24 protein-coding genes are annotated in these 25,764 nt (G+C 62.1%); 14 read left to right on the forward strand and 10 right to left on the reverse strand.

Annotated elements, in window-relative coordinates:
• Positions 1–15 precede the first annotated feature (15 nt).
• From SB756_RS26295 to SB756_RS26310, 4 genes are all read right to left on the reverse strand, one after another.
• Positions 16–432, reverse strand: coding sequence for a Spy/CpxP family protein refolding chaperone (locus SB756_RS26295; RefSeq protein WP_016498470.1), 417 nt, complete (start codon positions 430–432; stop codon positions 16–18).
• 101 nt (positions 433–533) lie between these two features.
• Positions 534–1,211, reverse strand: a complete 678-nt coding sequence (locus SB756_RS26300) for a response regulator transcription factor (RefSeq protein ID WP_016498471.1) — start codon at positions 1,209–1,211, stop codon at positions 534–536.
• Positions 1,212–1,351: 140 nt separating this feature from the next.
• Positions 1,352–1,651 carry a YciI family protein gene (locus SB756_RS26305; protein ID WP_012273585.1) on the reverse strand — a complete coding sequence of 100 codons (300 nt, stop codon included), beginning with the start codon at positions 1,649–1,651 and terminating at the stop codon, positions 1,352–1,354.
• Position 1,652: 1 nt separating this feature from the next.
• On the reverse strand, positions 1,653–2,246 hold the full coding sequence (locus SB756_RS26310; protein ID WP_341796470.1) for a septation protein A: 594 nt from the start codon (positions 2,244–2,246) through the stop codon (positions 1,653–1,655).
• Positions 2,247–2,313: 67 nt separating this feature from the next.
• Between SB756_RS26310 and SB756_RS26315 the strand changes: the two genes are divergently transcribed.
• From SB756_RS26315 to SB756_RS26340, 6 genes are all read left to right on the forward strand, one after another.
• Entirely contained in the window at positions 2,314–3,174 is an 861-nt protein-coding gene (locus tag SB756_RS26315; protein WP_016498473.1) for a PHP domain-containing protein, read from the forward strand.
• 13 nt (positions 3,175–3,187) lie between these two features.
• Positions 3,188–3,817, forward strand: coding sequence for an L-threonylcarbamoyladenylate synthase (locus SB756_RS26320; RefSeq protein WP_041167971.1), 630 nt, complete (start codon positions 3,188–3,190; stop codon positions 3,815–3,817).
• A gap of 125 nt (positions 3,818–3,942) precedes the next feature.
• Complete coding sequence (locus SB756_RS26325; protein WP_162801848.1) at positions 3,943–4,668, forward strand: segregation and condensation protein A; 726 nt, start codon at positions 3,943–3,945, stop codon at positions 4,666–4,668.
• On the forward strand, positions 4,655–5,422 hold the full coding sequence (gene scpB, locus SB756_RS26330) for an SMC-Scp complex subunit ScpB (RefSeq protein WP_341796469.1): 768 nt from the start codon (positions 4,655–4,657) through the stop codon (positions 5,420–5,422). Before SB756_RS26325 ends, scpB begins: the two co-directional genes overlap by 14 nt.
• A 192-nt stretch (positions 5,423–5,614) precedes the next feature.
• Positions 5,615–6,682 carry a 23S rRNA pseudouridine(2605) synthase RluB gene (rluB, locus tag SB756_RS26335; protein ID WP_132846931.1) on the forward strand — a complete coding sequence of 356 codons (1,068 nt, stop codon included), beginning with the start codon at positions 5,615–5,617 and terminating at the stop codon, positions 6,680–6,682.
• 722 nt (positions 6,683–7,404) lie between these two features.
• Entirely contained in the window at positions 7,405–8,823 is a 1,419-nt protein-coding gene (locus SB756_RS26340) for an amino acid permease (protein ID WP_341796468.1), read from the forward strand.
• A 166-nt stretch (positions 8,824–8,989) separates the two neighbouring features.
• On the opposite strand, the gene SB756_RS26345 is transcribed toward SB756_RS26340, so the two are convergent.
• A complete protein-coding gene (locus SB756_RS26345) occupies positions 8,990–9,874 on the reverse strand; it encodes a LysR substrate-binding domain-containing protein (RefSeq protein ID WP_061203405.1) in 885 nt (294 codons plus the stop codon).
• Positions 9,875–10,026: 152 nt separating this feature from the next.
• Between SB756_RS26345 and SB756_RS26350 the strand changes: the two genes are divergently transcribed.
• Positions 10,027–13,047 (forward strand): FAD-binding and (Fe-S)-binding domain-containing protein, encoded by a 3,021-nt coding sequence (locus SB756_RS26350; RefSeq protein WP_410912508.1) that lies wholly within the window; start codon positions 10,027–10,029, stop codon positions 13,045–13,047.
• Positions 13,048–13,171: 124 nt separating this feature from the next.
• Here the strand turns inward: SB756_RS26350 and SB756_RS26355 are convergent, their stop codons facing one another.
• From SB756_RS26355 to phhA, 4 genes are all read right to left on the reverse strand, one after another.
• Entirely contained in the window at positions 13,172–14,359 is a 1,188-nt protein-coding gene (locus SB756_RS26355) for an MFS transporter (RefSeq protein ID WP_410912510.1), read from the reverse strand.
• Between the two features lie 90 nt (positions 14,360–14,449).
• The gene (locus SB756_RS26360) at positions 14,450–14,578 is read right to left on the reverse strand and encodes a hypothetical protein (RefSeq protein WP_016488505.1); all 129 of its coding nucleotides are present in this window, start codon (positions 14,576–14,578) and stop codon (positions 14,450–14,452) included.
• 190 nt (positions 14,579–14,768) lie between these two features.
• Complete coding sequence (locus SB756_RS26365; protein ID WP_410912511.1) at positions 14,769–15,125, reverse strand: 4a-hydroxytetrahydrobiopterin dehydratase; 357 nt, start codon at positions 15,123–15,125, stop codon at positions 14,769–14,771.
• A 40-nt stretch (positions 15,126–15,165) separates the two neighbouring features.
• Complete coding sequence (gene phhA, locus SB756_RS26370) at positions 15,166–15,954, reverse strand: phenylalanine 4-monooxygenase (RefSeq protein ID WP_410912513.1); 789 nt, start codon at positions 15,952–15,954, stop codon at positions 15,166–15,168.
• 255 nt (positions 15,955–16,209) lie between these two features.
• Here phhA and SB756_RS26375 point away from each other — a divergent pair, with 255 nt between their 5' ends.
• Positions 16,210–17,769 (forward strand): sigma-54-dependent transcriptional regulator, encoded by a 1,560-nt coding sequence (locus SB756_RS26375; RefSeq protein ID WP_410912514.1) that lies wholly within the window; start codon positions 16,210–16,212, stop codon positions 17,767–17,769.
• Positions 17,770–17,920: 151 nt separating this feature from the next.
• Here the strand turns inward: SB756_RS26375 and SB756_RS26380 are convergent, their stop codons facing one another.
• Positions 17,921–18,175, reverse strand: a complete 255-nt coding sequence (locus tag SB756_RS26380) for a DUF2790 domain-containing protein (RefSeq protein ID WP_341796464.1) — start codon at positions 18,173–18,175, stop codon at positions 17,921–17,923.
• A 397-nt stretch (positions 18,176–18,572) separates the two neighbouring features.
• Here SB756_RS26380 and acs point away from each other — a divergent pair, with 397 nt between their 5' ends.
• The 6 genes from acs (at position 18,573) to argR (ending at position 25,273) form a co-directional block, all read left to right on the forward strand.
• Entirely contained in the window at positions 18,573–20,534 is a 1,962-nt protein-coding gene (gene acs / locus SB756_RS26385) for an acetate--CoA ligase (RefSeq protein ID WP_410912515.1), read from the forward strand.
• Between the two features lie 614 nt (positions 20,535–21,148).
• Positions 21,149–21,934 (forward strand): ABC transporter substrate-binding protein, encoded by a 786-nt coding sequence (locus tag SB756_RS26390; protein ID WP_341796462.1) that lies wholly within the window; start codon positions 21,149–21,151, stop codon positions 21,932–21,934.
• 88 nt (positions 21,935–22,022) lie between these two features.
• Positions 22,023–22,712 (forward strand): ABC transporter permease, encoded by a 690-nt coding sequence (locus SB756_RS26395; RefSeq protein WP_016498487.1) that lies wholly within the window; start codon positions 22,023–22,025, stop codon positions 22,710–22,712.
• Positions 22,709–23,407, forward strand: a complete 699-nt coding sequence (locus SB756_RS26400) for an ABC transporter permease (RefSeq protein WP_016498488.1) — start codon at positions 22,709–22,711, stop codon at positions 23,405–23,407. Before SB756_RS26395 ends, SB756_RS26400 begins: the two co-directional genes overlap by 4 nt.
• A gap of 22 nt (positions 23,408–23,429) precedes the next feature.
• Positions 23,430–24,194, forward strand: coding sequence for an ABC transporter ATP-binding protein (locus tag SB756_RS26405; protein ID WP_410912518.1), 765 nt, complete (start codon positions 23,430–23,432; stop codon positions 24,192–24,194).
• A 98-nt stretch (positions 24,195–24,292) separates the two neighbouring features.
• Positions 24,293–25,273: a transcriptional regulator ArgR gene (gene argR, locus SB756_RS26410; protein ID WP_016498490.1), complete on the forward strand. Its 981-nt coding sequence runs from the start codon at positions 24,293–24,295 to the stop codon at positions 25,271–25,273.
• Positions 25,274–25,764: the final 491 nt, after the last annotated feature.

The following is a 25,764-nucleotide window of genomic DNA, read 5'->3' on the forward strand; positions in this document are numbered from 1 at the left end:
CATCGGGCGTACAGCTTACTGAGCCTTGGTGCCTTTTTCAGCTTTCCAGGCCTGGAACTCCTGCCACTCGGCTTTCTTTGCGGCGCGTTCCTTTTGCAGTTCGTCGAACTTCTTCTGCTGCTCAGGTTTGAGCAGATTGCGCACTGCTGTGTCGGTCTTGTCGCGGCTGGCTTGCAGCTCGTCCTTCATGGCTTTCTGGTCGGCGGCTGGCAGCTTGGCCAAGTAGCGCTCGTTGATTTCACGACGCTGCTGCATCTGCTCGCCCATCAGCTTGCCGATCTGCTGGCGCTGGTCGCGGCTCAGGTCCAGTTGATGGAAAGGCGCATCACCGCGATGATGCGGGCCGTCGTGACGCGGGCCGCCTTCAGGCATGGCCATTGCCACGGTCGGCAGGGCGGCGGCGAACATCAGGGCGATAAGGGTCTTGCGCATGGTGTCTCTCCTTTCATAGGCCGGTGGTTACCGGATGAGCACAGTCTAGGGAGATCACCGTCAAGCGCAGTCAGCGGATGGTAAAGGCTCGGTAAAGATGGTCAGAGGCAGTAGTAATAGCCACGGCTACGCAGCGCCACGATGCGTGGACGGCCATCGGCATGTGGGCCGATCTTCTTGCGCAGGTTGCTGACATGCATGTCCAGGCTGCGGTCGTACAGAGTCAGTTTACGGCCCAGGCCGATCTGCGCCAGCTCCTGCTTGTCCAGCGGTTCGCCGGGTTGGCGCAGCAGGGCTTCAAGAATGCGGCTTTCCGACAGGGTTAGGGTCATTTCACGGCCGTCGATGCTGGCCACGCCACGTGCCGGGCTGTACACCAGGTCGCCCAGTTCCACCTGGCTGGTGGTGGCGGTGGGGTGGCTGCGGCGCAGTACTGCCCGCAGGCGGGCTGTGAGCTCGCGCGGATCGCAAGGTTTGGCCAGGTAGTCGTCGGCGCCCAGTTCCAGGCCGAGAATGCGGTCCAGCGGCTCGCCGCGTGCAGAGAGCATCAGTACTGGCAGCTCGGTATGCTCGCTGCGCAATTGCTTGAGCAGCTCCAGGCCGCTGCCATCGGGCAGCATCACGTCCAGTACCACGGCCGCCGGCGCGTACTCGGCCAGGGCCTGGCGTGCGCTCTGGCCATCGTGGCAGGCACGCACCGTGAACCCTTCCTGGGTCAACCAGCTGCCGAGCAGCTCGCACAGCTCCTGGTCATCATCAATCAGTAACAGCTCGCTCATGACTCACTCAATTCAACCATTGACGGCGGTTATTCGGCCCGCCAGTGGCAAAGATACCGCAGACTGATGGCAATCGTATAACTGCGGTACCGCGTCAGCTCTTCGCGGGCAGCCCGCGAAGAAGGCGACTCAGTCTCAGGTCAAGGAAGTACTTGCTTGAACGGCTTGACGACGACTTTGTCGTACACGCCTGCAGCAATGTAAGGATCGGCATCGGCCCAGGCCTGCGCCGCAGCCAGCGATTCGAATTCGGCAACGATCAGGCTACCGCTGAAACCGGCTTCGCCCGGGTCGTTGCTGTCGATGGCCGGGTGTGGGCCGGCCAGCACCACGCGGCCTTCGGCCTTGAGCTGCTGTAGACGTTCGATGTGCGCCGGGCGGGCAGCCAGGCGCTTTTCCAGGGAGTTTGCGACGTCGCTGGCGATGATGGCGTAGAGCATGTCAATCCTTGGGTTTGGTAATGGAAGGGTCGTCGTGCAGGTGGCGCGACAGGTACACGCCTTGCGCCACCAGGAAGATCACGGTCATGCCCAGGCTGCCGAACACCTTGAAGTCGACCCAGAAGTCCTGGAAGGTGAAGGCGACGAACAGGTTGGCCGCGCCGCAGAACAGGAAGAAGGCGATCCAGGCAACGTTCAGGCGGGACCAGACGGCATCGGGCAGGGTCAGGGCATGGCCCATGATGCGCTTGATCAGCACCCGGTCACCGATGAAGTGGCTGCCGGCAAAGCCCAGGGCGAACAGCCAGTTCACCACCGGCGCTTTCCACTTGAGGAAGGTTTCACTGTGGAAGGTCAGGGTCAGGCCGCCAAACACCAGGCAGGCCACCAGGGTCAGCCACTGGCCCTTTTCCAGCCTGCGCTGGCGCAGGAATAGCGCGCCGTACACCACCAGCGAGCTGATGATCAGCATGGCCGTGGCACTGTAGATGCCGCCGAATTCGAAGTTGTGGCCGGCGACTTCCATGGGGCGCGGGTCCAGCTTGTAGACGATGAAGAACAGCAGCAGCGGGATGAAATCGATGAATTGTTTCACAATGGCAGCCAGAATCGGGATGTGACGGCATAATAACAAACATCGATTCCAGCGAAAGCGCTCCTCCATGAATGTTGATCTGCACTGTCACAGTACGGCCTCCGACGGCGCCCTGTCGCCCTCGGTACTGGTTGCCCGGGCCCATGAGCACGGGGTGCAAACGCTGGCACTGACTGACCATGACACTCTCGAAGGCCTGGCCGAAGCACGCCAGGCCTGCACTGAACGGGGCATGCATTGGGTCAGCGGGGTGGAATTGTCGTGCACCTGGGGTGGCGCGACCATCCATGTGCTGGGTTATGACTTCCCGCTGGACGCGCCGCCCTTGCTGGCAGCGATTGAATCACTGCACCGGGGGCGTTGGTTGCGCGCCGAAGAAATCGACAAACGGCTGGCGGCCAAAGGCATGCCCGGCACGCTGGAGGGCGCCCGCGCCGTGCAGCACGAACTGGGCGACAGCGGCAACGCCCCGGCGCGCCCGCATTTTGCCGAGTACCTGGTGCGGGCCGGGCACGTCAAGGACCGTGGTGAGGCGTTTCGCAAATGGCTGGGTGCCGGCAAGCTGGGCGACGTCAAGCAGCACTGGCCGACCCTCGATGAAACTGTCGCCACCCTGCGCCAGTCCAAAGCATGGGTGAGCCTGGCCCACCCGATGCATTACGACCTGACCCGCAGCAAGCGCAGAAGGCTGATTGCCGACTATATTCAGGCAGGCGGGCAGGCACTTGAGGTGGTCAACGGGATGATGCCGGCCGAGCAGGTGGGCACGATGTCCATCCTTACGCGTGAGTTCGGCCTGCTGGCAAGCGCTGGCAGTGACTTCCACGGCCCCGGCACCTGGGGAGAGATCGGTGCCTACCGGCCTTTGCCCGAGGACCTGCCACCTCTGTGGCGTCGATTCAGCCATGAACAGCCTTTGGCGCTATGAACAGGATGACTACGTGAGCCAATTTTTCCAGATTCATCCGGAGAACCCCCAGGCGCGCCTGATAAAACAGGCCGTCGAGATCATCCGCAAGGGTGGCGTGGTGGTGTACCCGACCGACTCGGCCTACGCGCTGGGCTGCCAGATGGGTGACAAGGCGGCGATTGAGCGGGTGCGTCGCCTGCGCGGGCTGGACAAGACGCACAACTTCACCCTGATGTGCTGTGACATGTCTCAGCTGGGGTTGTACGCCAAGGTCGACACCGGCACCTTCCGTCTGCTCAAGGCGCATGTGCCGGGGCCGTATACCTTCATCCTCAACGGCACCCGTGAAGTGCCGCGGCTGCTGTTGCATGACAAGCGTCGCACCATTGGCCTGCGCGTACCAGCCCACGCCATCACGCTGGCCTTGCTGGCCGAGTTGGGCGAGCCGCTGATGAGTGTGAGCCTGATCCTGCCGGGCGACAGCGAGCCAATGACCGACCCTCACGAAATCCGTGAGCGGCTGGAGCACCACGTCGACCTGGTGATCGACGGCGGTTTCGGCGACCTCAAGGCGTCGACCATCATCGACTTGTCCGGCGATGAGCCGGAACTGATCCGCGAGGGCTGCGGCGACCCCACGCCGTTTCTGGTCAGCGCGTGAGCCAGGTGGAAACGCCCGAGGCACCGGCTGAGCAGGCCGAGTCGCCTCGGCAGCTGCAACTGGCCTTGGTCTACGGCGAAGCCCTGACCGAAATGCCGCTGGACCTGTACATCCCGCCGGATGCTCTGGAAGTCATCCTCGAAGCCTTCGAAGGGCCGCTGGACCTGCTGCTGTACCTGATCCGCAAGCAGAACATCGACATCCTCGACATCCCGGTGGCGGAAATCACCCGCCAGTACATGGGCTATGTGGAGCTGATGAAGAGCGTGCGCCTGGAGCTGGCCGCCGAGTACCTGGTGATGGCCGCCATGCTGGCCGAGATCAAGTCGCGCATGCTGCTGCCACGTTCAGCCGATGTCGAGGAGGAGGAGGGCGACCCGCGCGCCGAGCTGATCCGCCGCCTGCAGGAGTATGAGCGTTTCAAGGCCGCGGCCGAAGGCATCGACGAACTGCCACGGGTGGGCCGCGATGTCGTGGTGCCGCGCCTGGAAGCACCGCAGGCCAAGGTGCGCAAGCTGTTGCCGCAGGTCAGCCTGGAAGAGCTGCTGGTGTCCATGGCCGAGGTAATGCGCCGCAACGACCTGTTCGAAAGCCACCAGATCAGCCGTGAGACCTTGTCTACCCGCGAGCGCATGAGCCAGGTGCTGGAGCGCCTCAAGGGCGGTGCTTTCGTGCCGTTCGGCGCGCTGTTTGCCGCCGAAGAGGGCAAGCTGGGTGTGGTGGTGACCTTCATGGCGGTGCTCGAACTGGTGAAGGAATCGCTGATCGAACTGGTGCAGAATGAACCCTTCGCCGCCATCCACGTGCGGCTTCGCCCAGCGCTTGTTGAAGAACCTGATGAACCTGAATGACCCCCGCGACCTGGCGTCACTGATCGAAGCTTTTTTGCTGGCTTCGGGCAAGCCGCAATCCCTGGAGCGCCTGTACGAGCTGCTCGAAGAGGGCGAGCGCCCCGAGCCCCACGTGTTCAGGCAGGCCCTTGAGGTGCTTGGCAAGTCGTGCAGCGGCCGTGCCTTCGAACTCAAGGAAGTGGCCAGCGGCTACCGCCTGCAAATCCGCGAAGACTTTGCGCCCTGGGTCGGGCGCCTGTGGGAAGAGCGCCCGCAGCGTTATTCGCGCGCTCTGCTCGAAACCCTGGCCCTGATCGCCTACCGCCAGCCCATCACCCGTGGCGAGATTGAAGACGTACGGGGTGTTGCGGTGAACAGTAACATCATCAGGACCCTGGTCGAGCGCGAGTGGATTCGCGTGGTCGGCTACCGCGAAGTGCCCGGGCGGCCGGCGATGTTTGCCACCACCAAAGGGTTTCTCGACCATTTCAACCTCAAGAGCCTGGATGAGCTGCCGGCCCTGGCCGAGTTGCGCGAAATGGAGCCGGAGCCGCTGCTCGACCCGGATGACGCGCCCGTGCCGGCGCACCTGCAGGCGTTGGCGGATGCCAGCCTTGGGGACGAAGAGGTTGCTGAGCCAAAGGACGAAACCAGCTTCCGTAGCTTGCTGGTGGAACTGGATGCCATGGAGGAGGGGCTGAAGATTGATTTTGATGATTTGCGCGAAGACGAGCCCGAGGCTTCCGTGGAAGAAGAAGGGAAGTTACAGCCCTGATTCTTCTTTTGGCAGTGCCGGCGATAGGGCCAGTGAGATCAACACAAGACCACTAGGCTGAAACCGCTCCCAATACTTGCAAAACCCTCTAACCTCCAGTGCGTTCTATTGCCGAACCGCGTATGATGCGCGGCCTTTTGGCGCGTTCGTCGCCAAGAACCTGTTTTCATTCCTACACCGGGAGGTGCCCAGATGAGTGAGCAAGACCTGCAAGATACCGAAATCACCCCGCCATCCGGCGAAAAGCTGCAGAAAGTGCTGGCGCGCATTGGCGTGGGTTCGCGCCGTGACGTCGAGGCCTGGATCAGCCAGGGCCGCATCAAGGTCAACGGCGTCGCAGCCACCCTTGGCCAGCGGGTCGACCTGCACGACGCCATTGCCGTAGACGGCAAGCTGATCAAGCGCGAAGAGGCCGCCGAGGCCACTCGCCGGGTGATCATGTACAACAAGCCCGATGGCGAAATTTGCACCCGTGACGACCCGGAAGGCCGTCCGACCGTGTTCGACCGCCTGCCACGGCCAAAAGAAGGCCGCTGGATCAACATCGGCCGCCTCGACATCAACACCACCGGCTTGCTGCTGTTCACCACCGACGGTGAACTGGCCAACCGCCTGATGCACCCGTCCTACGAGATGGACCGTGAGTATGCGGTACGTGTGCGTGGTGAAGTCGACGACGAGATGATCGAGCGCCTGAAAGCCGGCGTAATGCTGGAAGACGGCCCGGCCAAGTTCACCGACATCCAGAAGGCACCAGGTGGCGAAGGCTTCAACCACTGGTACCACTGCGTGGTGATGGAAGGCCGTAACCGTGAAGTACGTCGCCTGTGGGAATCCCAGGGCATGGTGGTCAGCCGCCTGAAGCGCGTGCGTTTCGGCCCGGTGTTCCTCAACTCCGACCTGCCGATGGGCCGCTGGCGTGAAATGAGCCAGGGCGAAATCGACATCCTGGCCGCCGAAGTGGGCCTGCAGCCAGTTGCGCTGCCTGCCATGAAGCTCAAGGCCAAGGACAAGATGGAGCGCCTGCAGCGCAAGTCGACCCGCCCGCTGGGCCGTGGCGAGCGCGTGCGCAACCTGCGCCCGGCTCACGAAGGTGCCGCTACTGGTGAGCGCCCGGCGCGTCAGCCGCGTGAAGAGGCTCCGCGTAAACCTAACCGTGGCAGCACGGTGGCCGAGCGCCCAAGCGATATGCGCAAGCGCCCGGGCAAGCCTGAGGGTGACAAGCCGGCAGGCCGTGGTCGCGGCAAGCCGCGTGGCTGATGAGCCAGTGTGGTAATCAAGAAACCAGCCTTCGGGCTGGTTTTTTTATGCCTGTGGGAATTGGCGGCTGCTTTGCAGCCCATACGACCGGTCTTTGAGGTCTTGCGCGGCCATTGTAGGAGCGGCCTTGTGCCGCGAAAGGGCCGCAAAGCGGCCCCAAGATATTGAACAAAAAAGATTTTTCGGACGACTGGCAAGTTCCCGAACCGCCCTGTAAAGAAATTTATACGAATGTAGCCGGTTTCAGTCCGCATTTCAGATCAAGCCCAATCGTGTAAACAAACCTTGCCGGCGTCCAGGTGACAAAGCCGCTGTCCCGGGCCCTCCCACCCTTGCCCAAACCCCCGTCCCCACGGTGTTATAGCCGCCATTGCCGTGTGCAAGAGCCCGTCCACAGAGCCGGGCTGACAAAACAACAAATGGAGGCGCCATGTACGCCGATCACTCCGCCTTTCAAGGCCCACACCACAGGATCGCTGCGTTTTTTCCGGATGGAAGGACGCAACGCGTTGACGCCTGCGCGTTTGCAGGGGTATACAGTGCGCCGCGTTTTACCTGTGACCCTCTTGCGTACCGCGCACTCTTGATCACGCCTGGTTGATCCGCCTCGGCGGCACCTGAGATCAAGAAACCCAAGGTAATCACCTTGCCCATTCCGCTGCGCCACGAGCGCGGTGGGTCCGATTCCGTCACAGATAAAAACAATGCAGGTGACTTCGTTCATGAGTGGACAAAACATGCATTCAGGCGAGCTCAAGCGGGGCCTGAAGAACCGCCACATCCAGTTGATCGCCCTTGGTGGTGCGATTGGTACCGGCTTGTTCCTCGGCTCTGCAGGCGTGATGAAATCCGCCGGCCCGTCAATGATCCTTGGCTACGCCATTTGCGGCTTCATCGCCTTCATGATCATGCGCCAGCTTGGCGAAATGATTGTCGAAGAGCCGGTGGCCGGCTCGTTCAGCCACTTTGCCCACACTTACTGGGGTGGTTTCGCCGGCTTCCTGTCGGGCTGGAACTGCTGGGTGCTGTACATCCTGGTGGGCATGTCGGAGCTTTCGGCGGTGGGCAAGTATGTTCACTACTGGTGGCCGGAGATCCCTACCTGGGTCACGGCGGCGGCGTTCTTCGTGCTGATCAACGCCATTAACCTGATGAACGTGAAGTTCTTCGGTGAAGCCGAATTCTGGTTTGCCATCATCAAGGTCGTGGCCATCGTCAGCATGATCGGCCTGGGTGCCTACCTGCTCACCAGCGGCAGCGGTGGCCCGGACGCCACCATCGCCAACCTGTGGTCCCATGGCGGCTTCTTCCCGAACGGTGTCAGCGGGCTGGTCATGGCCCTGGCGTTCATCATGTTCTCCTTCGGTGGCCTGGAAATGCTCGGCTTCACCGCTGCCGAGGCCGACAAGCCGAAGACCGTGATCCCGAAGGCGATCAACCAGGTCATCTACCGCATCCTGATCTTCTATGTCGGTGCCTTGGTGGTGCTGCTGTCGCTGACCCCGTGGGACAACCTGGTCGCCAGCATCGATGCCTCGGGTGGCAGCTACGGCAGCAGCCCGTTCGTGCAGGTGTTCTCGCTGCTGGGCAGTGACGTGGCCGCCCACCTGCTGAACTTCGTGGTATTGACCGCCGCGCTGTCGGTGTACAACAGCGGCACCTACTGCAACGCCCGCATGCTGCTGGGCATGGCCGAGCAGGGCGATGCCCCGGCATCGCTGGCCAAGGTCGACAAGCGTGGCGTGCCAGTGCGTGCGATCCTGGTGTCGGCTGCCGTTACCCTTGTCGCCGTGCTGCTCAACTACCTGATGCCGCAGAACGCCCTGGAGCTGCTGATGTCGCTGGTAGTGGCTACCCTGGTGATCAACTGGGCGATGATCAGCTACTCGCACCTGAAGTTCCGTCAGCACCTCGACCGTACTGGCCAGAAGCCGCTGTTCAAGGCGCTGTGGTATCCCTATGGCAACTACGTGGTAATGGCCTTCGTGGTGCTGATTCTGGGCATCATGCTGATGATCCCGGGCATCCAGGTTTCGGTGTATGCGATTCCGGTGTGGCTGTTTGCGATGTTCGTTGTCTACATGGTCAAGCCGCGCCGCAGGATGAATGCCGGTGGAGTTGCGGGTACCGCAGCCAAGTAACTCGGCAACGTAGTCTGCAGAAACCCCAAGTCAGGCGACTGACTTGGGGTTTTTTGTTGTCTGCCCCGGCCTCTTCGCAGCGCAAGGCTGCTCCTACAGGCGGACGCCGTTCCGTGTGTAGGAGCAGCCTTGCGCTGCGAAGAGGCCGGCACAGGCAACGTATCCTTCAGATCTGTTCCAGCAACCAGCTCCTGAACGCCCGTAACGATGGCAAGGCCTCATTCCGGGGCGGATAGATCAGGTAGTAACTGCGCTGGCTGGCAAACGCTACCCCAGGGCTGTACAGCTCTGCCTTGGCCAGCTCCTCCTCCACCAGAATGCGCGGCACCAGGCCGATGCCAATCCCGGCGCGCACTGCTTGGATCAAATGCGAGGTCAGCTCGAAGCTCGGCCCCAGGCGCATCGATCGGTGCGGCAGGCCATGGTGCGAAAACCACTCGCCCCACGCATGCGGGTTGTTGGCCACATTCAGCAGCACCTCTTCACTGATCCTTGCCGGGCTCCAGCCCTGGCTATCTGCGCCGGCCTCCGGCGGCAGGATCACCACCAGTTCCTCGGCATGCAGGCGATGGCAGATCAGCCCCGGCAGGTCATGGCTGGCCACACCGATGGCGGCATCGATTTCGCTGGTGTCGAAGTTGATGGCTTCGATGCGCGAATGAATGTGCACCAGCATGCCCGGGTGGGCGCTGTAGAACGCATGCAGCCTCGGCAGCAGCCATTTCGAGCCGAAGGTGGGCAGGGTGGCCAGGCGCAAGGTGCCCACCCCTGACTGGTAGGCCAGTGCCTGCAGGGTGGCGCTGCGGATGCGCCCCAATGCCTCGCTGAGCTCGCGCTGGTACAGGCGGCCGACATCGGTCAGCTGCACCTGGCGGCCTTCGCGGCGAAACAGGGTCAGGCCCAGTTGCTGTTCCAGCGCCTGCACCTGGCGGCTGACCGCGCTCTGGGTCAGGGACAGTTCGGCAGCGGCGCGGGTGTAGCTTTCATGCCGGGCGGCGGCCTCGAATGCCAGCAGCAGCGACATGGACGGTGTCAGGTGGCGGTAATTCATTCATAAAAGTCATTGATAGCGGCAGGATTATCCGTTTGCCCCTGAGGCGAAACTACAGGAACATTGGCCTATACGTCACCCCGGCATGGCAACACCTATGCCGGAGCGACAGGAATCCCGTGAATTAGCCAATATCAAGAGGCCATCCTTCGATGATCGCCCAGCTGCCGACCGTTGCACCGAGCGCCAACTACCCCGAATTCCTCGAAGCCCTGCGCAGCAGCGGCTTCCGTGGCCAGATCAGTGCCGACTACGGCACCCGTACCGTGCTGGCCACCGATAACTCGATCTACCAGCGCTTGCCCCAGGCGGCGGTGTTCCCGCTGGACGCCGACGACGTGGCGCGGGTTGCCACGCTGATGGGTGACCCGCGCTTCCAGGAGGTCAAGCTGACCCCGCGCGGCGGTGGCACCGGCACCAACGGCCAGTCGCTGACTGACGGCATCGTCGTCGACCTGTCGCGGCACATGAACAAGATCCTCGAAATCAACGTCGAGGAGCGCTGGGTGCGGGTGCAGGCCGGTACGGTCAAGGACCAGCTCAATGCCGCGCTCAAGCCGCACGGCCTGTTCTTCGCCCCCGAACTGTCCACCTCCAACCGCGCCACGGTCGGCGGCATGATCAACACCGACGCCAGCGGCCAAGGCAGCTGCACCTATGGCAAGACCCGCGACCACGTACTGGAGCTGCACAGCGTGCTGCTCGGTGGCGAGCGCCTGCACAGCCTGCCGATCGACGATGCCGCACTGGAGCAGGCCTGCGCCGCGCCCGGCCGGGTCGGCGAGGTGTACCGCATGGCCCGCGAGATTCAGGAAACACAGGCTGAACTGATCGAAACCACCTTCCCCAAACTCAACCGTTGCCTGACCGGCTACGACCTGGCGCACCTGCGCGACGAGCAGGGCCGCTTCAACCTCAACAGCGTGCTGTGTGGCGCCGAAGGCTCGCTGGGTTACGTGGTCGAAGCCAAGCTCAACGTGCTGCCGATCCCCAAGTACGCGGTGCTGGTCAACGTGCGCTATACCAGCTTCATGGATGCCCTGCGCGACGCCAACGCGCTGATGGCACACAAGCCGCTGTCGATCGAGACCGTCGACTCCAGGGTGTTGATGCTGGCGATGAAAGACATCGTCTGGCACAGCGTTGCCGAATACTTCCCGGCCGACCCCGAGCGCCCCACCCTGGGCATCAACCTGGTGGAGTTCTGTGGCGACGAGCCGGCCGAGGTCAACGCCCGGGTGCAGGCTTTTGTCGAACACTTGCAGGCGGACACCAGCGTCGAGCGCCTGGGGCATACCCTGGCAGAAGGCGCCGAGGCGGTCACTCGCGTCTACGTCATGCGCAAGCGCTCGGTGGGCTTGCTGGGTAACGTTGAGGGCGAGGTGCGCCCGCAGCCGTTTGTCGAAGACACCGCGGTACCGCCGGAGCAGTTGGCCGACTACATCGCCGACTTCCGCGCGCTGCTCGATGGCTACGGCCTGACCTACGGCATGTTTGGCCACGTCGATGCCGGCGTGCTGCACGTACGCCCGGCACTGGACATGAAAGACCCGGCCCAGGCTGCGCTGGTGAAGCCGATTTCCGATGCGGTGGCGGCACTGACCAAAAGCTACGGCGGTTTGCTGTGGGGCGAGCACGGCAAAGGCCTGCGCTCCGAATACGTGCCGGAGTACTTCGGCGAGCTGTACCCGGCGCTGCAGCGCCTGAAGGGTGCCTTTGACCCGCACAACCAGCTCAACCCGGGCAAGATCTGCACCCCGCCAGGCAGCGCCGAAGGCCTGACCCCGGTCGATGGCGTGACCCTGCGCGGCGACCTCGACCGTACCATCGACGAGCGCGTGTGGCAGGACTTCCCCAGTGCCGTGCACTGTAACGGCAACGGCGCCTGCTACAACTACGACCCCAACGACGCCATGTGCCCGTCGTGGAAGGCCACCCGCGAACGCCAGCATTCGCCAAAGGGCCGTGCTTCGCTGATGCGCGAATGGCTGCGCCTGCAGGGCGAGGCAAACATCGACGTGCTGGCCGCGGCGCGCAACAAGGTGTCGTGGCTCAAGGGCCTGCCAGCGCGCCTGCGCAACAACCGCGCACGCAGCCAGGGGCAGGAAGATTTCTCCCATGAAGTGTATGACGCCATGGCCGGATGCCTGGCGTGCAAGTCGTGCGCCGGGCAGTGCCCGATCAAGGTCAACGTGCCGGACTTCCGTTCACGCTTCCTTGAGTTGTACCACGGCCGCTACCAGCGCCCGCTGCGTGACTACCTGATAGGCTCGCTGGAATTCAGCATTCCGTACCTGGCCCACGCGCCAGGGCTTTACAACGCGGTGATGGGCTCGAAGTGGGTGACCAGGCTGCTGGCCGACAAGATCGGCATGGTCGACAGCCCGCTGATCAGCCGTTTCAACTTCCAGGCCACCCTGACCCGCTGCCGCGTTGGCGTGGCCAGTGTGCCGGCCCTGCGTGAACTGACCCCGGCCCAGCGCGAACGCAGCATCGTGCTGGTGCAGGACGCCTTTACCCGCTACTTCGAAACGCCGCTGCTGTCAGCCTTTATCGACCTGGCCCACCGCCTGGGTCATCGGGTGTTCCTGGCGCCGTACAGCGCCAACGGCAAGCCGCTGCATGTGCAGGGCTTCCTCGGTGCATTCGCCAAGGCGGCGATCCGCAACGCCACCCAGCTCAAGGCCCTGGCCGACTGCGGCGTGCCGCTGGTGGGCCTGGACCCGGCGATGACCCTGGTGTATCGCCAGGAATACCAGAAAGTGCCGGGGCTGGAAGCTTGCCCGAAGGTGCTGTTGCCGCAGGAGTGGCTGATGGATGTGCTGCCCGAGCAGGCGCCGACCGCGCCGGGCAACTTCCGCCTGATGGCGCATTGCACCGAGAAGACCAACGTGCCAGCCAGCACCCGGCAGTGGGAGCAGGTGTTTGAGCGTTTGGGCCTGAAGCTGGTGACCGAGGCGACGGGGTGCTGCGGCATGTCCGGTACCTACGGGCACGAGGCGCGTAACCAGGAGACATCGCGGACCATCTTCGAGCAGAGCTGGGCGACCAAGCTGGACAAGGAAGGGGAGCCGTTGGCGACGGGCTACTCGTGCCGTAGCCAGGTCAAGCGCATGACCGAGCGCAAGATGCGCCACCCGCTGGAAGTGGTGTTGCAGTACGCTCAGCGTTAATCTTCAGGGCCTCGGGGGCTGCTTTGCAGCCCATTCGCGGCACAAGGCCGCTCCTACAAGTGATAGCGTGCCCCCTGTAGGAGCGGCCTTGTGCCGCGAATGGGGCGCAAAGCGCCCCCGCTTGTTAGTGGCTGCGGCTACTCCGCGCCTGCCGGTACAGATACAGGCTCAACACCAGCCCGCAAGCCGCGGCAGCCGCCGCAAACAAAAACATCGAAGCAAACCCGAACCCCGCCGCCACCGCGCCCACCAGTGGCCCGGTCACCCCCAGCGACAAATCGATGAACAGCGAATACGCCCCCACCGCCGCGCCGCGGTTGGCCGCCGACACCTGGTTCACCGCCTCCACGCCCAATGCCGGGAACACCAGCGAGAAACCAAACCCGCTCAGTGCTGCACCCGCCAATGCCAGTTCGGCACTGGGGGCCAGCCACAGCATCAGCAGCCCGAGTGTTTCCACCGACAGGCAGGCAATCGCCACCCTGAACCCGCCAATCCGGTTGATCAGGTTGCCGAACAGCAGCCGCGCGCTGATGAAGCTGGCGCCGAACAGGCTCAGGGTCAACGCCGCATCAGCCCAGCCACGGCTGGCGTAGTACAGGGTGATGAAGGTGGCGATGGTGCCAAAGCCGATCGAGCCCAGGGCCAGTCCCGAGCCGTGCGGGAACACCTTGCCCAGCACCCGCAGGAACGGCAGGCGTACACCGCTGACAATAGGCGCGGCCTGCTTGGGCCAGGCCAGCAGCAGGCCGAGGGTGCACAGCAGGATGATGCTGACGCCCATGCTCCACAGCCCCAGGCCCTTGACCATCAGTACGCCCAGTGGCGCGCCGATGGCCAGTGCGCCATAGCTGGCGATGCCGTTCCAGGAGATGACCTTGGCGGTGTTTTCGGCGCCCACCCTGCCGATGCCCCAGCCAATCGCGCCGGAGCCCACCAGGCTTTCGGCGCTGCCCAGCACCAGGCGGCCTACCAGCAGGCAGGTCAGGCTCAGCCAGGGCAGGTGGGTGAGGAAGGCGCAGGCCAGCATGAATACCCCGCTAAGCCCGCAGCCGACCAAGCCATACATGACGGCTTTCTTGCTGCCATGGTTGTCGATGATGCGGCTGGCGGTGGGGCGGCTGAGCAAGGTGGCCAGGTACTGCACGCTGATCACCAGGCCAGCGACCACGGCGCTGAAACCCAGGTCGTTATGCACATAGCCGGGCAGCACGGCCAGTGGAATGCCGATGTTCAGGTAGCCGATGAAGGTGAAGAGGACGATGGAGACGACTTGCAGGGTGACCGCAAGGGGGCGCGGTGAGTCGGGCATGGGGACCTACGTGTGTTCAGGACGGTGTGAAAACGTGATGACGGGGGTAGCCCGCAGGTCAGCCGTTTTCACACAGTCGGGGATGCGCAGTTATTCCTGGTCAGCGCTGGATTGATCGTCACCATCCTGCTCGACGGCTGCTGCCGGTTCGGCGTGAACGGTCACGGATGGCTCTTCTGGGTTCAGGCTTGGGAAGGGAAGATTCGGGATTTCGTGCATCTCGTCGTTCCTCGCAAGTGTGAGTGAAAAGTCTGCGCCAGGCGCGGTTGAAGCTTCGCAAAGCTGGGGCAGGATACACAAGTCTGGATGACAGTTTGGATTTTTTACCGGTCGCTTGTCGGTTTTGCGGGCGAACACCGCACATTTTTCCCATAAAAAATGGGGCCGCCTGGGCCCCATTTTTCAGTGGTCACTTACGGCCTTCAGCCGTTTCAGCCACCTTGTCAGTGCGCGCGCACATGATGAAGTCATTGCGGTGCAGGCCTTTGATCGAGTGGCTCCACCAAGTGACGGTAACCTTGCCCCACTCGGTCAGCAGCCCTGGGTGGTGGCCTTCGGTTTCGGCGATTTCGCCCACGGCGTTGGTGAACGCCAAGGCGTGCTTGAAGTTCTTGAACAGGAACACGCGCTCAAGCTCCATGTGGCCGTCACGTACTTCGATGTTCCAGTCCGGGATTTCGCGAATCAGCTCGGCCAGCTCTTCGTCGGAGACTTTCGGTGCGTCGGCGCGGCAGGCTTCGCAATGGGCTTGGTTCAAGGCATTCATGGGGTGTCTTTCCAGTTCGAGTTGTTATCGGCAGGGTCGTTCAGGCGGCGACCTTGGGTGGAAACTTCGGCGCGTGCAGGCCCAGCTGCATGGCTTTATGGACCATGCCCATGATGTCTTCGTGGGCCAGGTCGAACAGGCGCTTCATGTTCGGCAGCACGAAATACAGCGGCTGCAGGATGTCGATGCGATACGGCGTGCGCATGGCCTCGATCGGGTCGAAAGCCTGGTGCTCGGGCTCGCCAGACAGACTGTAGACGGTCTCCTTAGGCGACGAGAGGATACCGCCGCCATAAATCTTGCGACCCTGCGGGGTTTCCATAAGGCCAAACTCGATGGTCATCCAGTACAGGCGCGCCAGATACACGCGTTGTTCTTTGGTCGCAGCCAGGCCGAGCTTGCCATAGGTGTGGGTGAACTCGGCGAACCACGGATTGGACAGCAGCGGGCAGTGGCCGAAGATCTCGTGGAAGATATCGGGCTCTTGCAGGTAGTCCAGTTCTTCCGGGGTGCGGATGAAGGTGGCGACCGGGAAGCGCTTGCTGGCCAGCAATTCGAAGAAAGTCTGGAAGGGGATCAGTGCCGGTACCCGGGCCACTTGCCAGCCGGTGGTGGCGCCCAGCACCTTGTTGACCTCGCCCAGCTGCGGAATACGGTCATGGGGCAGCTTGAGCTGGTCGATGCCGTCCAGGTATTCCTGGCACGCGCGGCCTTCGATCACTTTCAGCTGGCGAGTGATCAGGGTGTTCCATACCGCATGCTCTTGCTGCGGGTAATCGATAAAACCATGCGCATCGGGCTCGCGTGCCACGTATTGCGTCTGTTTCATGAGGCTCTCCTGGTGAGGGCTTTTCTTGTTATGTGCAGGACATGCCTAAGTAATATCCCCACCCGGGTCGGTTTGCACGATGGATGGCAGGGCTTGTAGTTGCTCGCCACCCTACTTTCGTAACGATAATTTTACAAAATCGAGCAGGTGTCGGAAAATCCGAGGCATCTGGCTGATGGTTGCGCGGTTTTTGTCAGCTTATCTTTACGAATTTTCTGCGCGGTGTTGAAAAACATTGGCGCTTCGAGAGCCCTCATGCGTATCAAAGTGCATTGCCAGAACCGTATTGGCATCCTGCGCGACATCCTCAACCTGCTGGTGGAGTACGGCATCAACGTGCTGCGCGGCGAGGTGGGCGGCGACCACGGCAACGCCATCTACCTGCATTGCCCGAACCTTATCAACCTGCAGTTCCAGGCATTGCGGCCCAAGTTCGAGGCGATTGCCGGAGTATTCGGCGTCAAGCGCGTGGGGCTGATGCCCAGCGAGCGCCGGCACATGGAGCTGAACGCACTGCTGGGCGCGCTGGATTTCCCGGTGCTGTCGATCGACATGGGCGGCAGCATCGTCGCCGCCAACCGTACCGCGGCGCAGCTGCTGGGGGTGCGGGTGGACGAGGTGCCCGGCATGCCGCTGGCGCGCTACGTGGAAGACTTCGACCTGCCGGAGCTGGTGCGGGCCAACAAGTCGCGCATCAACGGCATGCGCATCAAGGTCAAAGGCGATGTGTTCCTGGCCGATATCGCCCCGTTGCAGTCCGAGCACGATGACAGTGAGGCGTTGGCGGGCGCGGTACTTACCCTGCACCGGGCTGACCGCATCGGCGAGCGTATCTATAACGTGCGCAAGCAGGAACTGCGCGGTTTCGACAGCATCTTCCAGAGCTCGCGGGTGATGGCCGCAGTGGTGCGTGAGGCGCGGCGCATGGCACCGCTGGATGCCCCCTTGCTGATTGAAGGCGAGACCGGTACCGGCAAGGAACTGCTGGCGCGCGCCTGCCACTTGGCCAGCCCGCGCGGCCAGTCGCCCCTGATGGCGCTCAATTGCGCCGGGTTGCCGGAGTCGATGGCCGAGACCGAGCTGTTTGGCTACGGCCCCGGGGCATTCGAAGGGGCGCGGGCGGAGGGCAAGCTGGGGTTGCTGGAGCTGACCGCCGGCGGCACGCTGTTTCTTGATGGGGTAGGGGAGATGAGCCCGCGCCTGCAAGTGAAGCTGCTGCGCTTTCTGCAGGACGGCTGCTTCCGCCGGGTAGGCAGCGATGAAGAGGTCTACCTGGATGTGCGGGTGATTTGCGCGACCCAGGTGGATTTGTCCGAGCTGTGTGCCCGTGGCGAGTTTCGTCAGGACCTGTATCACCGCCTCAACGTATTGTCGCTGCACATTCCGCCTTTGCGTGAGTGCATGGATGGGCTGGAAGGGCTGGTACAGCACTTTCTCGATCAGGCCAGCCGGCAGATTGGCTGCGCCATGCCCCGGCTGGTGCCGGCCGCAATGGAAAAACTTGGGCAATACCATTGGCCAGGTAATGTAAGGCAGTTGGAAAACGTATTGTTCCAGGCGGTTTCTTTATGTGAAGGCGGCGTGGTTAAAAGCGAGCATATTCGCTTGCCGGATTATGGCGCGCGGCAACCGTTGGGTGAGTTTTCGCTGGAAGGGGATCTTTCGCAGATTGTCGGGCGCTTTGAAAAGGCGGTACTGGAAAGTTTGATGGGGGAGTTTTCGAGTAGTCGGGCTTTGGGGAGAAGATTGGGTGTTTCGCACACGACAATTGCCAACAAGTTGAGGGATTACTCGCTTAACAAGTCTGCGGATTAGTTGTCAGGCAAAGAACTTAGGACTGCTTCGCAGTCCTTTCGCGGCGCAAGGCCGCTCCTACAGGTACGGCGCGGGTTTGAGGATTGCGCAATACCTGTAGGAGCGGCCTTGTGCCGCGAAGGGGCCCGCAGGGCCCCCAATTCATAAGGTATCAGCCGTTAGAGCAGCCGTTCCCCATCACGCGGTATTCGAGAATGTGCTTCTGGCCCTGGGAGTCCTCGTAGGTCATGCGGGCTGGCACGACTTCGCACACATTGGGCACTTCGCTCATGGAAATGACGCGGGCAATGTCCAGGTGCTGCGAGTAACTGTACTGTTCAACCGGAATCTGCTCGGCATCTTTGGCTTCGCCGGCGATCGCCGCGCCGCAAAGACTGCCAAGTACCAATACCAGTAAAGCTTTCATTTTCTATTTACCTGTCTAAGGTCGTGAGGGGGCACGCGGCGCTTATGGCGCCGCGAGTATTGCTAGTTTTAACTATCGGGATTAGATGGAGATTAACGCTTGCCTTCGTGGGGGCTGTTACCAGTTGTTAATCGCCTTGCCGTTGCTGGCGAGGTGAATTTTATGTCGCTGGCCAAGGCCGAAACAGTGGGTCTTTTGATAAAGTGTTTTGACAGAATCTGTAACAATCCCGTGTTAACCCCTTATTTTTTTGCCCCCATGGGCTGTAATGCCCGAGCTAGAGGGCTTTGCCGGAACGGGCGTACCAAATTACTACCAACGTCGAATGGCTTTTGTCGCTCTGGTACAGTTACAAACGGTTCCATACAAAAACAACTATTACACCGAGGTAACACAGATGAGTGCGGCTCCACTGTATCCCGTTCGTCCCGAGGTTGCGGCCACTACCCTGACCGACGAGGCCACCTACAAGGCCATGTACCAGAAATCGGTGATCAACCCGGACGGCTTCTGGCGCGAGCAGGCCCAGCGTATCGACTGGATCAAACCGTTCACCAAGGTCAAGCAAACCTCCTTTGACGACCACCACGTCGATATCAAATGGTTCGCCGACGGCACTCTGAACGTTTCCTCCAACTGCCTGGACCGCCACCTCGAAGAGCGCGGTGATCAGCTGGCCATCATCTGGGAAGGCGACGACCCTTCCGAGCACCGCAACATCACTTACCGTGAACTGCACGAGCAGGTCTGCAAGTTCGCCAACGCCTTGCGTGGCCAGGACGTGCACCGTGGTGACGTGGTCACCATCTACATGTCGATGATCCCCGAGGCCGTGGTGGCCATGCTGGCCTGTGCCCGTATTGGTGCGATCCACTCGGTGGTGTTCGGTGGCTTCTCCCCTGAAGCGCTGGCCGGCCGCATCATCGATTGCGAGTCCAAGGTGGTGATCACCGCCGACGAAGGCGTGCGTGGCGGCCGTCGTACCCCGCTCAAGGCCAACGTCGACCTGGCGCTGACCAACCCTGAAACCAAAAGCGTGCAGAAGATCATCGTGTGCAAGCGCACCGGTGGTGATATCGCCTGGCACCAGCATCGCGACATCTGGTACGAAGACCTGATGAAAGTGGCCTCCAGCCACTGCGCGCCAAAGGAAATGGGTGCTGAAGAAGCGCTGTTCATCCTTTATACCTCTGGCTCCACGGGCAAGCCGAAGGGTGTGCTGCACACCACCGGCGGTTACCTGGTGTATGCCGCGCTGACCCATGAGCGCGTGTTCGACTATCGCCCGGGCGAGGTCTACTGGTGCACCGCCGACGTCGGTTGGGTCACTGGCCACAGCTACATCGTCTACGGCCCGCTGGCCAACGGCGCCACCACCTTGCTGTTCGAGGGCGTGCCGAACTACCCGGACATTACCCGCGTCTCGAAGATCGTCGACAAGCACAAGGTCAACATCCTCTACACCGCGCCAACCGCCATCCGCGCGATGATGGCCGAAGGGCAGGCCGCTGTTGAAGGGGCCGATGGTTCCAGCCTGCGTCTGCTTGGCTCGGTGGGCGAGCCGATCAACCCTGAAGCGTGGAACTGGTACTACAAGACTGTAGGCAAGGAGCGTTGCCCGATCGTCGACACCTGGTGGCAGACCGAGACCGGCGGCATCCTGATCAGCCCGCTGCCGGGCGCTACCGGCCTCAAGCCGGGCTCGGCAACCCGCCCGTTCTTTGGTGTGGTGCCCGCCCTGGTGGACAACCTGGGTAACCTGATCGAGGGTGCGGCCGAAGGCAACCTGGTGATCCTCGACTCCTGGCCAGGCCAGTCGCGTTCGCTGTACGGCGACCACGACCGCTTTGTCGACACCTACTTCAAGACCTTCCGTGGCATGTACTTCACCGGCGACGGTGCGCGCCGCGACGAAGATGGCTACTACTGGATCACCGGTCGCGTGGATGACGTGCTCAATGTCTCCGGTCACCGCATGGGTACTGCCGAAATCGAAAGTGCCATGGTCGCGCATTCGAAAGTTGCCGAGGCTGCAGTGGTTGGTGTGCCGCACGACATCAAGGGCCAGGGCATCTATGTGTATGTCACCCTCAATTCCGGTGTCGAGGCCAGTGAGCAGTTGCGCCTGGAACTGAAAAACTGGGTGCGCAAGGAAATCGGCCCGATTGCCTCGCCGGACGTGATCCAGTGGGCGCCGGGCCTGCCGAAGACCCGTTCGGGCAAGATCATGCGCCGCATCCTGCGCAAGATTGCCACCGGTGAGTACGATGCGCTGGGCGATATCTCGACACTGGCTGACCCGGGTGTGGTGCAGCACCTGATCGATACCCACAAGGCCATGAACCTGGCTTCGGCCTGATAGTCTCGTCGCTTGCGCTGTGGGGGCGCGCGCCCTGTGTGGGAGCGGGCTTGCCCGCGAACACCGGCGCAGCCGGTGCCATCCTCCGCGCCTCTGCTTCGCGGGCATGCCCGCTCCCACAGGGCTGCTTACACACACCACGACCAGACAAAACCCCGCCCGGGCAACCGGCGGGGTTTTTGCTTTACTGTTACCCGACATTCATCGGTAACTGTTCTGTCACCGGTCCTGCACAAGTTCGGGGCGCGAAGAAACAAATCAGGCCCGTTTCGGTGCGTTTCCTTAGCCATTTTGTGCAACACGGCACGCTACACTTGCCGTAGTACAAGGCTTTGCCAATAATAGGCCCAGGAATTGCTAGGTCTATAGGTTCTATTTCTTGCGCTTTTGCATATTTTGCACTGGCTGTCAACATCGCCCGCAGCGGTTTCAAGCGCTTCTGTAAGTAGTTGTCGCTTTGAAGAAATATCGACTACCGGGCTGTCGCTAAAATGCCACTCACTCGCTCGTGGTCTGCGACCTTGGTCGAACCCTGCGCGGCTCGCGTTGTACCCATTCGCATATCGGGCAGTTGTTACCTGCCTTGTATTGCCCCGTACCGATGGAGTTACCTGATGAAGAAGCTCGCACTGCTTGGCGCCCTGGCGCTGTCTGTGTTTTCCCTGGTGTCGCAGGCCGATGAAAAACCCCTGAAAATCGGCATTGAAGCTGCCTATCCACCCTTCGCCTTCAAGCAGCCCGATGGCAGCATCGCCGGTTTCGACTACGACATCGGCAATGCCCTGTGTGAAGAGATGAAAGCAAAGTGCACCTGGGTCGAGCAGGAGTTCGACGGCCTGATCCCGGCGCTGAAAGTGCGCAAGATCGACGCCATTCTGTCGTCCATGTCGATCACCGACGACCGCAAGAAGTCGGTCGACTTCACCAAGCGCTACTACCTGACCCCGGCGCGCCTGGTGATGAAGGACGGCACCGCTGTCAGCGAAAGCCTGGATGAGCTCAAAGGCAAGAAGATCGGCGTGCAGCGCGGCTCGATCCATGACCGCTTCGCCAAGGAAGTGCTAGGCGCCAAAGGTGCCACCGTGGTGCCTTACGGCACCCAGAACGAAATCTACCTGGACGTGGCAGCCGGCCGCCTCGACGGCACCGTGGCTGACGCCACCCTGCTGGAAGACGGCTTCCTCAAGACCGACGCCGGCAAGGGCTTTGCCTTCGTAGGCCCGGCCTTCACCGACGCCAAGTACTTCGGTGACGGTATCGGCATTGCCGTGCGCAAGGGTGACAAAGCGAACGTCGAGCGCATCAACGCGGCCATCGACGCCATCCGTGCCAACGGCAAGTACAAAGAAATCGAGAAGAAGTACTTCAACTTCGACATCTACGGTCCAGACTCGAACTAAGACGTCGGGTTTCACCTGTGCAATGGTGCAAACAGCAGAGGCTCTGAGGTTTGCACCATTTTTCATTCTCTAGGTCGAGGACCTCATCATGTTGAAAGGCTACGGGGCAGTCATCCTCGACGGGGCGTGGCTGACGCTGCAGCTCGCCTTGTCGTCGATGGCCCTGGCCATCGTGCTCGGCCTGATCGGTGTGGCGCTGCGTTTGTCGCCGGTGCGCTGGCTGGCCTGGCTGGGCGATCTGTATTCCACCGTTATCCGTGGTATTCCGGACCTGGTCCTGATCCTGCTGATTTTCTACGGCGGGCAAGACATCATCAACCGGGTGGCACCGCTGCTCGGCTACGAAGACTACATCGACCTGAACCCGCTGGCTGCGGGTATCGGCACGCTGGGCTTCATCTTTGGCGCGTACCTGTCAGAAACCTTCCGCGGTGCCTTCCTCGGTATTCCCAAGGGCCAGGCCGAAGCGGGCGTGGCGTATGGCATGAGCAACCGCCAAGTGTTCTTCCGCATCCAGGTGCCGCAAATGATTCGCCTGGCGATCCCGGGTTTCACCAACAACTGGCTGGTGCTGACCAAGGCCACCGCGCTGATTTCAGTCGTCGGCCTGCAGGACATGATGTTCAAGGCCAAGCAGGCGGCCGATGCCACCCGCGAGCCTTTCACCTTCTTCCTGGCGGTGGCGGCCCTGTACCTGGTGCTGACCAGTGTCTCGCTGCTGGCCCTGAAGTATCTCGAGCGCCGCTACTCGGTGGGCGTCAAGGTGGCTGAACTATGATCTTCGACTACAACGTCGTCTGGGAGGCATTGCCGTTGTACTTCGGCGGCCTGCTGACCACCCTCAAGCTGCTGGCGATTTCGCTGTTCTTCGGCCTGCTGGCGGCCATTCCGCTGGGCCTGATGCGCGTGTCGAAGCAGCCTGTGGTCAATCTCGTGGCGTGGCTCTACACCTACGTGATTCGCGGCACGCCGATGCTGGTGCAGCTGTTCCTGATCTACTACGGCCTGGCGCAGTTCGAGGCGGTACGTGAAAGCTTCGCCTGGCCGCTGCTGTCCAGCGCCACGTTCTGCGCCTGCCTGGCGTTCGGTGTCAACACCAGTGCCTACACCGCAGAAATCATCGCCGGCAGCCTCAAGGCCACGCCCCACGGCGAGATCGAGGCGGCCAAGGCCATGGGCATGTCGCGCATGAAGATGTACCGGCGCATCCTGCTGCCGTCGGCCCTGCGCCGGGCGCTGCCGCAGTACAGCAACGAAGTGATCATGATGCTGCAGACCACCAGCCTGGCGTCGATCGTCACCCTGATCGACATCACCGGTGCCGCACGCACGGTCAATGCCCAGTACTACCTGCCTTTCGAGGCCTACATCACGGCGGGCGTGTTCTACCTGTGCCTGACCTTCATCCTGGTGCGCCTGTTCAAGATGGCCGAACGCCGCTGGCTCGGCTACCTGGCGCCGCGCAAGCACTGACCGCTTTGTGAGAATCGACAGCATGTACAAACTCGAAGTCCAAGACCTGCACAAGCGCTACGGCAGCCATGAAGTGCTCAAGGGTGTTTCCCTGGCGGCCAAGGCTGGCGACGTCATCAGCATCATCGGCTCCAGTGGTTCGGGCAAGTCGACCTTCCTGCGCTGCATCAACCTGCTGGAGCAGCCGCACGCCGGCAAGATCCTGCTCAACAGCGAAGAGCTCAAGCTGGTGGCCGGCAAGGACGGCGCGCTGAAGGCCTCCGACCCGCGCCAGCTGCAGCGCATGCGCTCGCGCCTGTCGATGGTGTTCCAGCACTTCAACCTGTGGTCGCACATGACGGCGCTGGAGAATGTGATCGAGGCGCCGGTACACGTGCTGGGCATGAACAAGAAAGAAGCCCTTGAAAAGGCCGAGCACTACCTGGCCAAGGTGGGTGTCTCCCACCGCAAGGACGCCTTCCCCGGGCATATGTCGGGTGGCGAGCAACAGCGTGTGGCAATTGCCCGGGCCCTGGCCGTGGAGCCAGAGGTTATGCTGTTCGACGAGCCGACTTCGGCGCTCGACCCGGAGTTGGTGGGTGATGTGCTCAAGGTCATGCAGGCGCTGGCTCAGGAAGGCCGGACCATGGTGGTGGTGACCCACGAAATGGGCTTTGCTCGCGAGGTCTCCAATCAGCTGGTGTTCCTGCACAAAGGTTTGGTGGAAGAGGCGGGCTGCCCACGCGAAGTATTGGCCAACCCGCAGTCGGAGCGCCTGAAGCAGTTCCTCTCCGGCAGCCTGAAGTAAAAGCTGCATTTTTGCACCAGAATAGGGCATGCTGCGCTGCGAGCGCAGCCTGACCCGGCGCACAGACTCGAACGACCTCAGGTTTCGGACCGCACCCTATGACCACCCAGCGAATCGGTTTTCTCATCTGGCCCAGCACCAGGCCCTTGACCCTGGCGCTGGCCGAGGAAGTGTTGCAGGTGGCGCAGCGGGTGCATCCGGATGTGGTCTACGAACTGGCCTTCCTGCAGGCGGAGCCCGCGCCAGAGGGGGAGTGGCGCCTGCCGGGCGAGCCGTGGACCGGCCGCCTGGAGGGTTGCCACAAACTGTTCCTGCTCGCTGACGAGCCGCCTGCGGCGGTAGGGGCTGCCTTGTCGACTGCGCTCAAGCAGCTGGCGCGCAGTGGCTGCACGGTCGGTGGCCTGGCTGCCGGGGTGTATCCGCTGGCGATGCTGGGCCTGCTCGACGGTTACCGGGCTGCGGTGCACTGGCGCTGGCAGGACGATTTTGCCGAACGCTTCCCCAAGGTCATTGCCACCAGTCACTTGTTCGACTGGGATCGTGATCGCATGACTGCCTGTGGCGGCATCGCCGTGGCCGACCTGTTGCTGGCAGTGCTGGCCCGTGATCACGGGGCGGAACTGGCGGGGGCAGTGTCGGAAGAGCTGGTGGTGGAGCGCATCCGCGAGGGGGGCGAGCGTCAGCGCATTCCGCTGCAGAACCGCCTGGGCTCTAGCCATCCCAAGCTGACCCAGGCGGTGCTGTTGATGGAAGCCAACATCGAAGAGCCGCTGACCACTGACGAGATTGCCCAGCATGTGTGCGTGTCGCGTCGGCAGCTGGAGCGCATCTTCAAGCAGTACCTGAACCGCGTGCCGAGCCAGTACTACCTGGAGCTACGGCTGAACAAGGCGCGGCAGATGCTGATGCAGACCAGTAAGTCGATCATCCAGATCGGCTTGTCCTGTGGCTTCTCCTCGGGGCCGCATTTTTCCAGTGCCTATCGCAACTTCTTTGGCGCCACGCCGCGGGAAGACCGGAATCAGCGGCGTAGCAGCAGCCCATTCGAACTGAGCTCGGCGCCTGCCGAAAAGGGCTGACATGATGCGTGGGGCCCGGGGTGTATGCCTTGGGGGTGATGGTGGGGCGGAAATCGAGCGCCGCCCGCGCGGCGCTTCGCAGCACAAGGCTGCTCCTACATCTGTTTCCGGCCAGTCACGCCTGCACCAACGCACGCGACCGCCTTGTTTGCCTGACGCGATATCGAGCCATGCACCAAGGCGTTCGCGCGCAATACCCACAGGAATAATTGGCCCGAAACAGATGTAGGAGCAGCCTTGTGCTGCGAAGCGCCGCGCGGGCGGCGCTCGATCTCACAGGCAACACATCAACATCGCCGAACATCCCCGTCTCCCACAAACCTATGTGAACACCCGTTCACCCAGCATCCTCTCTCCCGTACACTGCGCGATTGCGACAGTGTTTGTCGCATTGCCGAAAGCCTTGTCAAAACTGGGTTTTGCGCTGTAACAAGTTGTCGCTTGGCCGCAAGGACAGGCGCGGATCAGTCCTTACAATCCCCCCATCGCTC

This window comes from Pseudomonas sp. SIMBA_068 (assembly GCF_046534705.1).
Classification (GTDB): Bacteria; Pseudomonadota; Gammaproteobacteria; order Pseudomonadales; family Pseudomonadaceae; genus Aquipseudomonas; species Aquipseudomonas putida.

Excerpts from the sequence above, each read along its gene's own strand:
- SB756_RS26295 (WP_016498470.1), bottom strand. The coding sequence starts at position 432 with ATGCGCAAGACCCTTATCGCCCTGATGTTCGCCGCCGCCCTGCCGACC.
- SB756_RS26300 (WP_016498471.1), bottom strand. The coding sequence starts at position 1,211 with ATGAGCGAGCTGTTACTGATTGATGATGACCAGGAGCTGTGCGAGCTG.
- SB756_RS26305 (WP_012273585.1), bottom strand. The coding sequence starts at position 1,651 with ATGCTCTACGCCATCATCGCCAGCGACGTCGCAAACTCCCTGGAAAAG.
- SB756_RS26315 (WP_016498473.1), top strand. The coding sequence starts at position 2,314 with ATGAATGTTGATCTGCACTGTCACAGTACGGCCTCCGACGGCGCCCTG.
- scpB (WP_341796469.1), top strand. The coding sequence starts at position 4,655 with ATGAACCTGAATGACCCCCGCGACCTGGCGTCACTGATCGAAGCTTTT.
- rluB (WP_132846931.1), top strand. The coding sequence starts at position 5,615 with ATGAGTGAGCAAGACCTGCAAGATACCGAAATCACCCCGCCATCCGGC.
- SB756_RS26340 (WP_341796468.1), top strand. The coding sequence starts at position 7,405 with ATGAGTGGACAAAACATGCATTCAGGCGAGCTCAAGCGGGGCCTGAAG.
- SB756_RS26345 (WP_061203405.1), bottom strand. The coding sequence starts at position 9,874 with ATGAATTACCGCCACCTGACACCGTCCATGTCGCTGCTGCTGGCATTC.
- SB756_RS26350 (WP_410912508.1), top strand. The coding sequence starts at position 10,027 with ATGATCGCCCAGCTGCCGACCGTTGCACCGAGCGCCAACTACCCCGAA.
- SB756_RS26355 (WP_410912510.1), bottom strand. The coding sequence starts at position 14,359 with ATGCCCGACTCACCGCGCCCCCTTGCGGTCACCCTGCAAGTCGTCTCC.
- SB756_RS26360 (WP_016488505.1), bottom strand. The coding sequence starts at position 14,578 with ATGCACGAAATCCCGAATCTTCCCTTCCCAAGCCTGAACCCAGAAGAG.
- SB756_RS26365 (WP_410912511.1), bottom strand. The coding sequence starts at position 15,125 with ATGAATGCCTTGAACCAAGCCCATTGCGAAGCCTGCCGCGCCGACGCA.
- phhA (WP_410912513.1), bottom strand. The coding sequence starts at position 15,954 with ATGAAACAGACGCAATACGTGGCACGCGAGCCCGATGCGCATGGTTTT.
- SB756_RS26375 (WP_410912514.1), top strand. The coding sequence starts at position 16,210 with ATGCGTATCAAAGTGCATTGCCAGAACCGTATTGGCATCCTGCGCGAC.
- SB756_RS26380 (WP_341796464.1), bottom strand. The coding sequence starts at position 18,175 with ATGAAAGCTTTACTGGTATTGGTACTTGGCAGTCTTTGCGGCGCGGCG.
- acs (WP_410912515.1), top strand. The coding sequence starts at position 18,573 with ATGAGTGCGGCTCCACTGTATCCCGTTCGTCCCGAGGTTGCGGCCACT.
- SB756_RS26390 (WP_341796462.1), top strand. The coding sequence starts at position 21,149 with ATGAAGAAGCTCGCACTGCTTGGCGCCCTGGCGCTGTCTGTGTTTTCC.
- SB756_RS26395 (WP_016498487.1), top strand. The coding sequence starts at position 22,023 with ATGTTGAAAGGCTACGGGGCAGTCATCCTCGACGGGGCGTGGCTGACG.
- SB756_RS26400 (WP_016498488.1), top strand. The coding sequence starts at position 22,709 with ATGATCTTCGACTACAACGTCGTCTGGGAGGCATTGCCGTTGTACTTC.
- SB756_RS26405 (WP_410912518.1), top strand. The coding sequence starts at position 23,430 with ATGTACAAACTCGAAGTCCAAGACCTGCACAAGCGCTACGGCAGCCAT.
- argR (WP_016498490.1), top strand. The coding sequence starts at position 24,293 with ATGACCACCCAGCGAATCGGTTTTCTCATCTGGCCCAGCACCAGGCCC.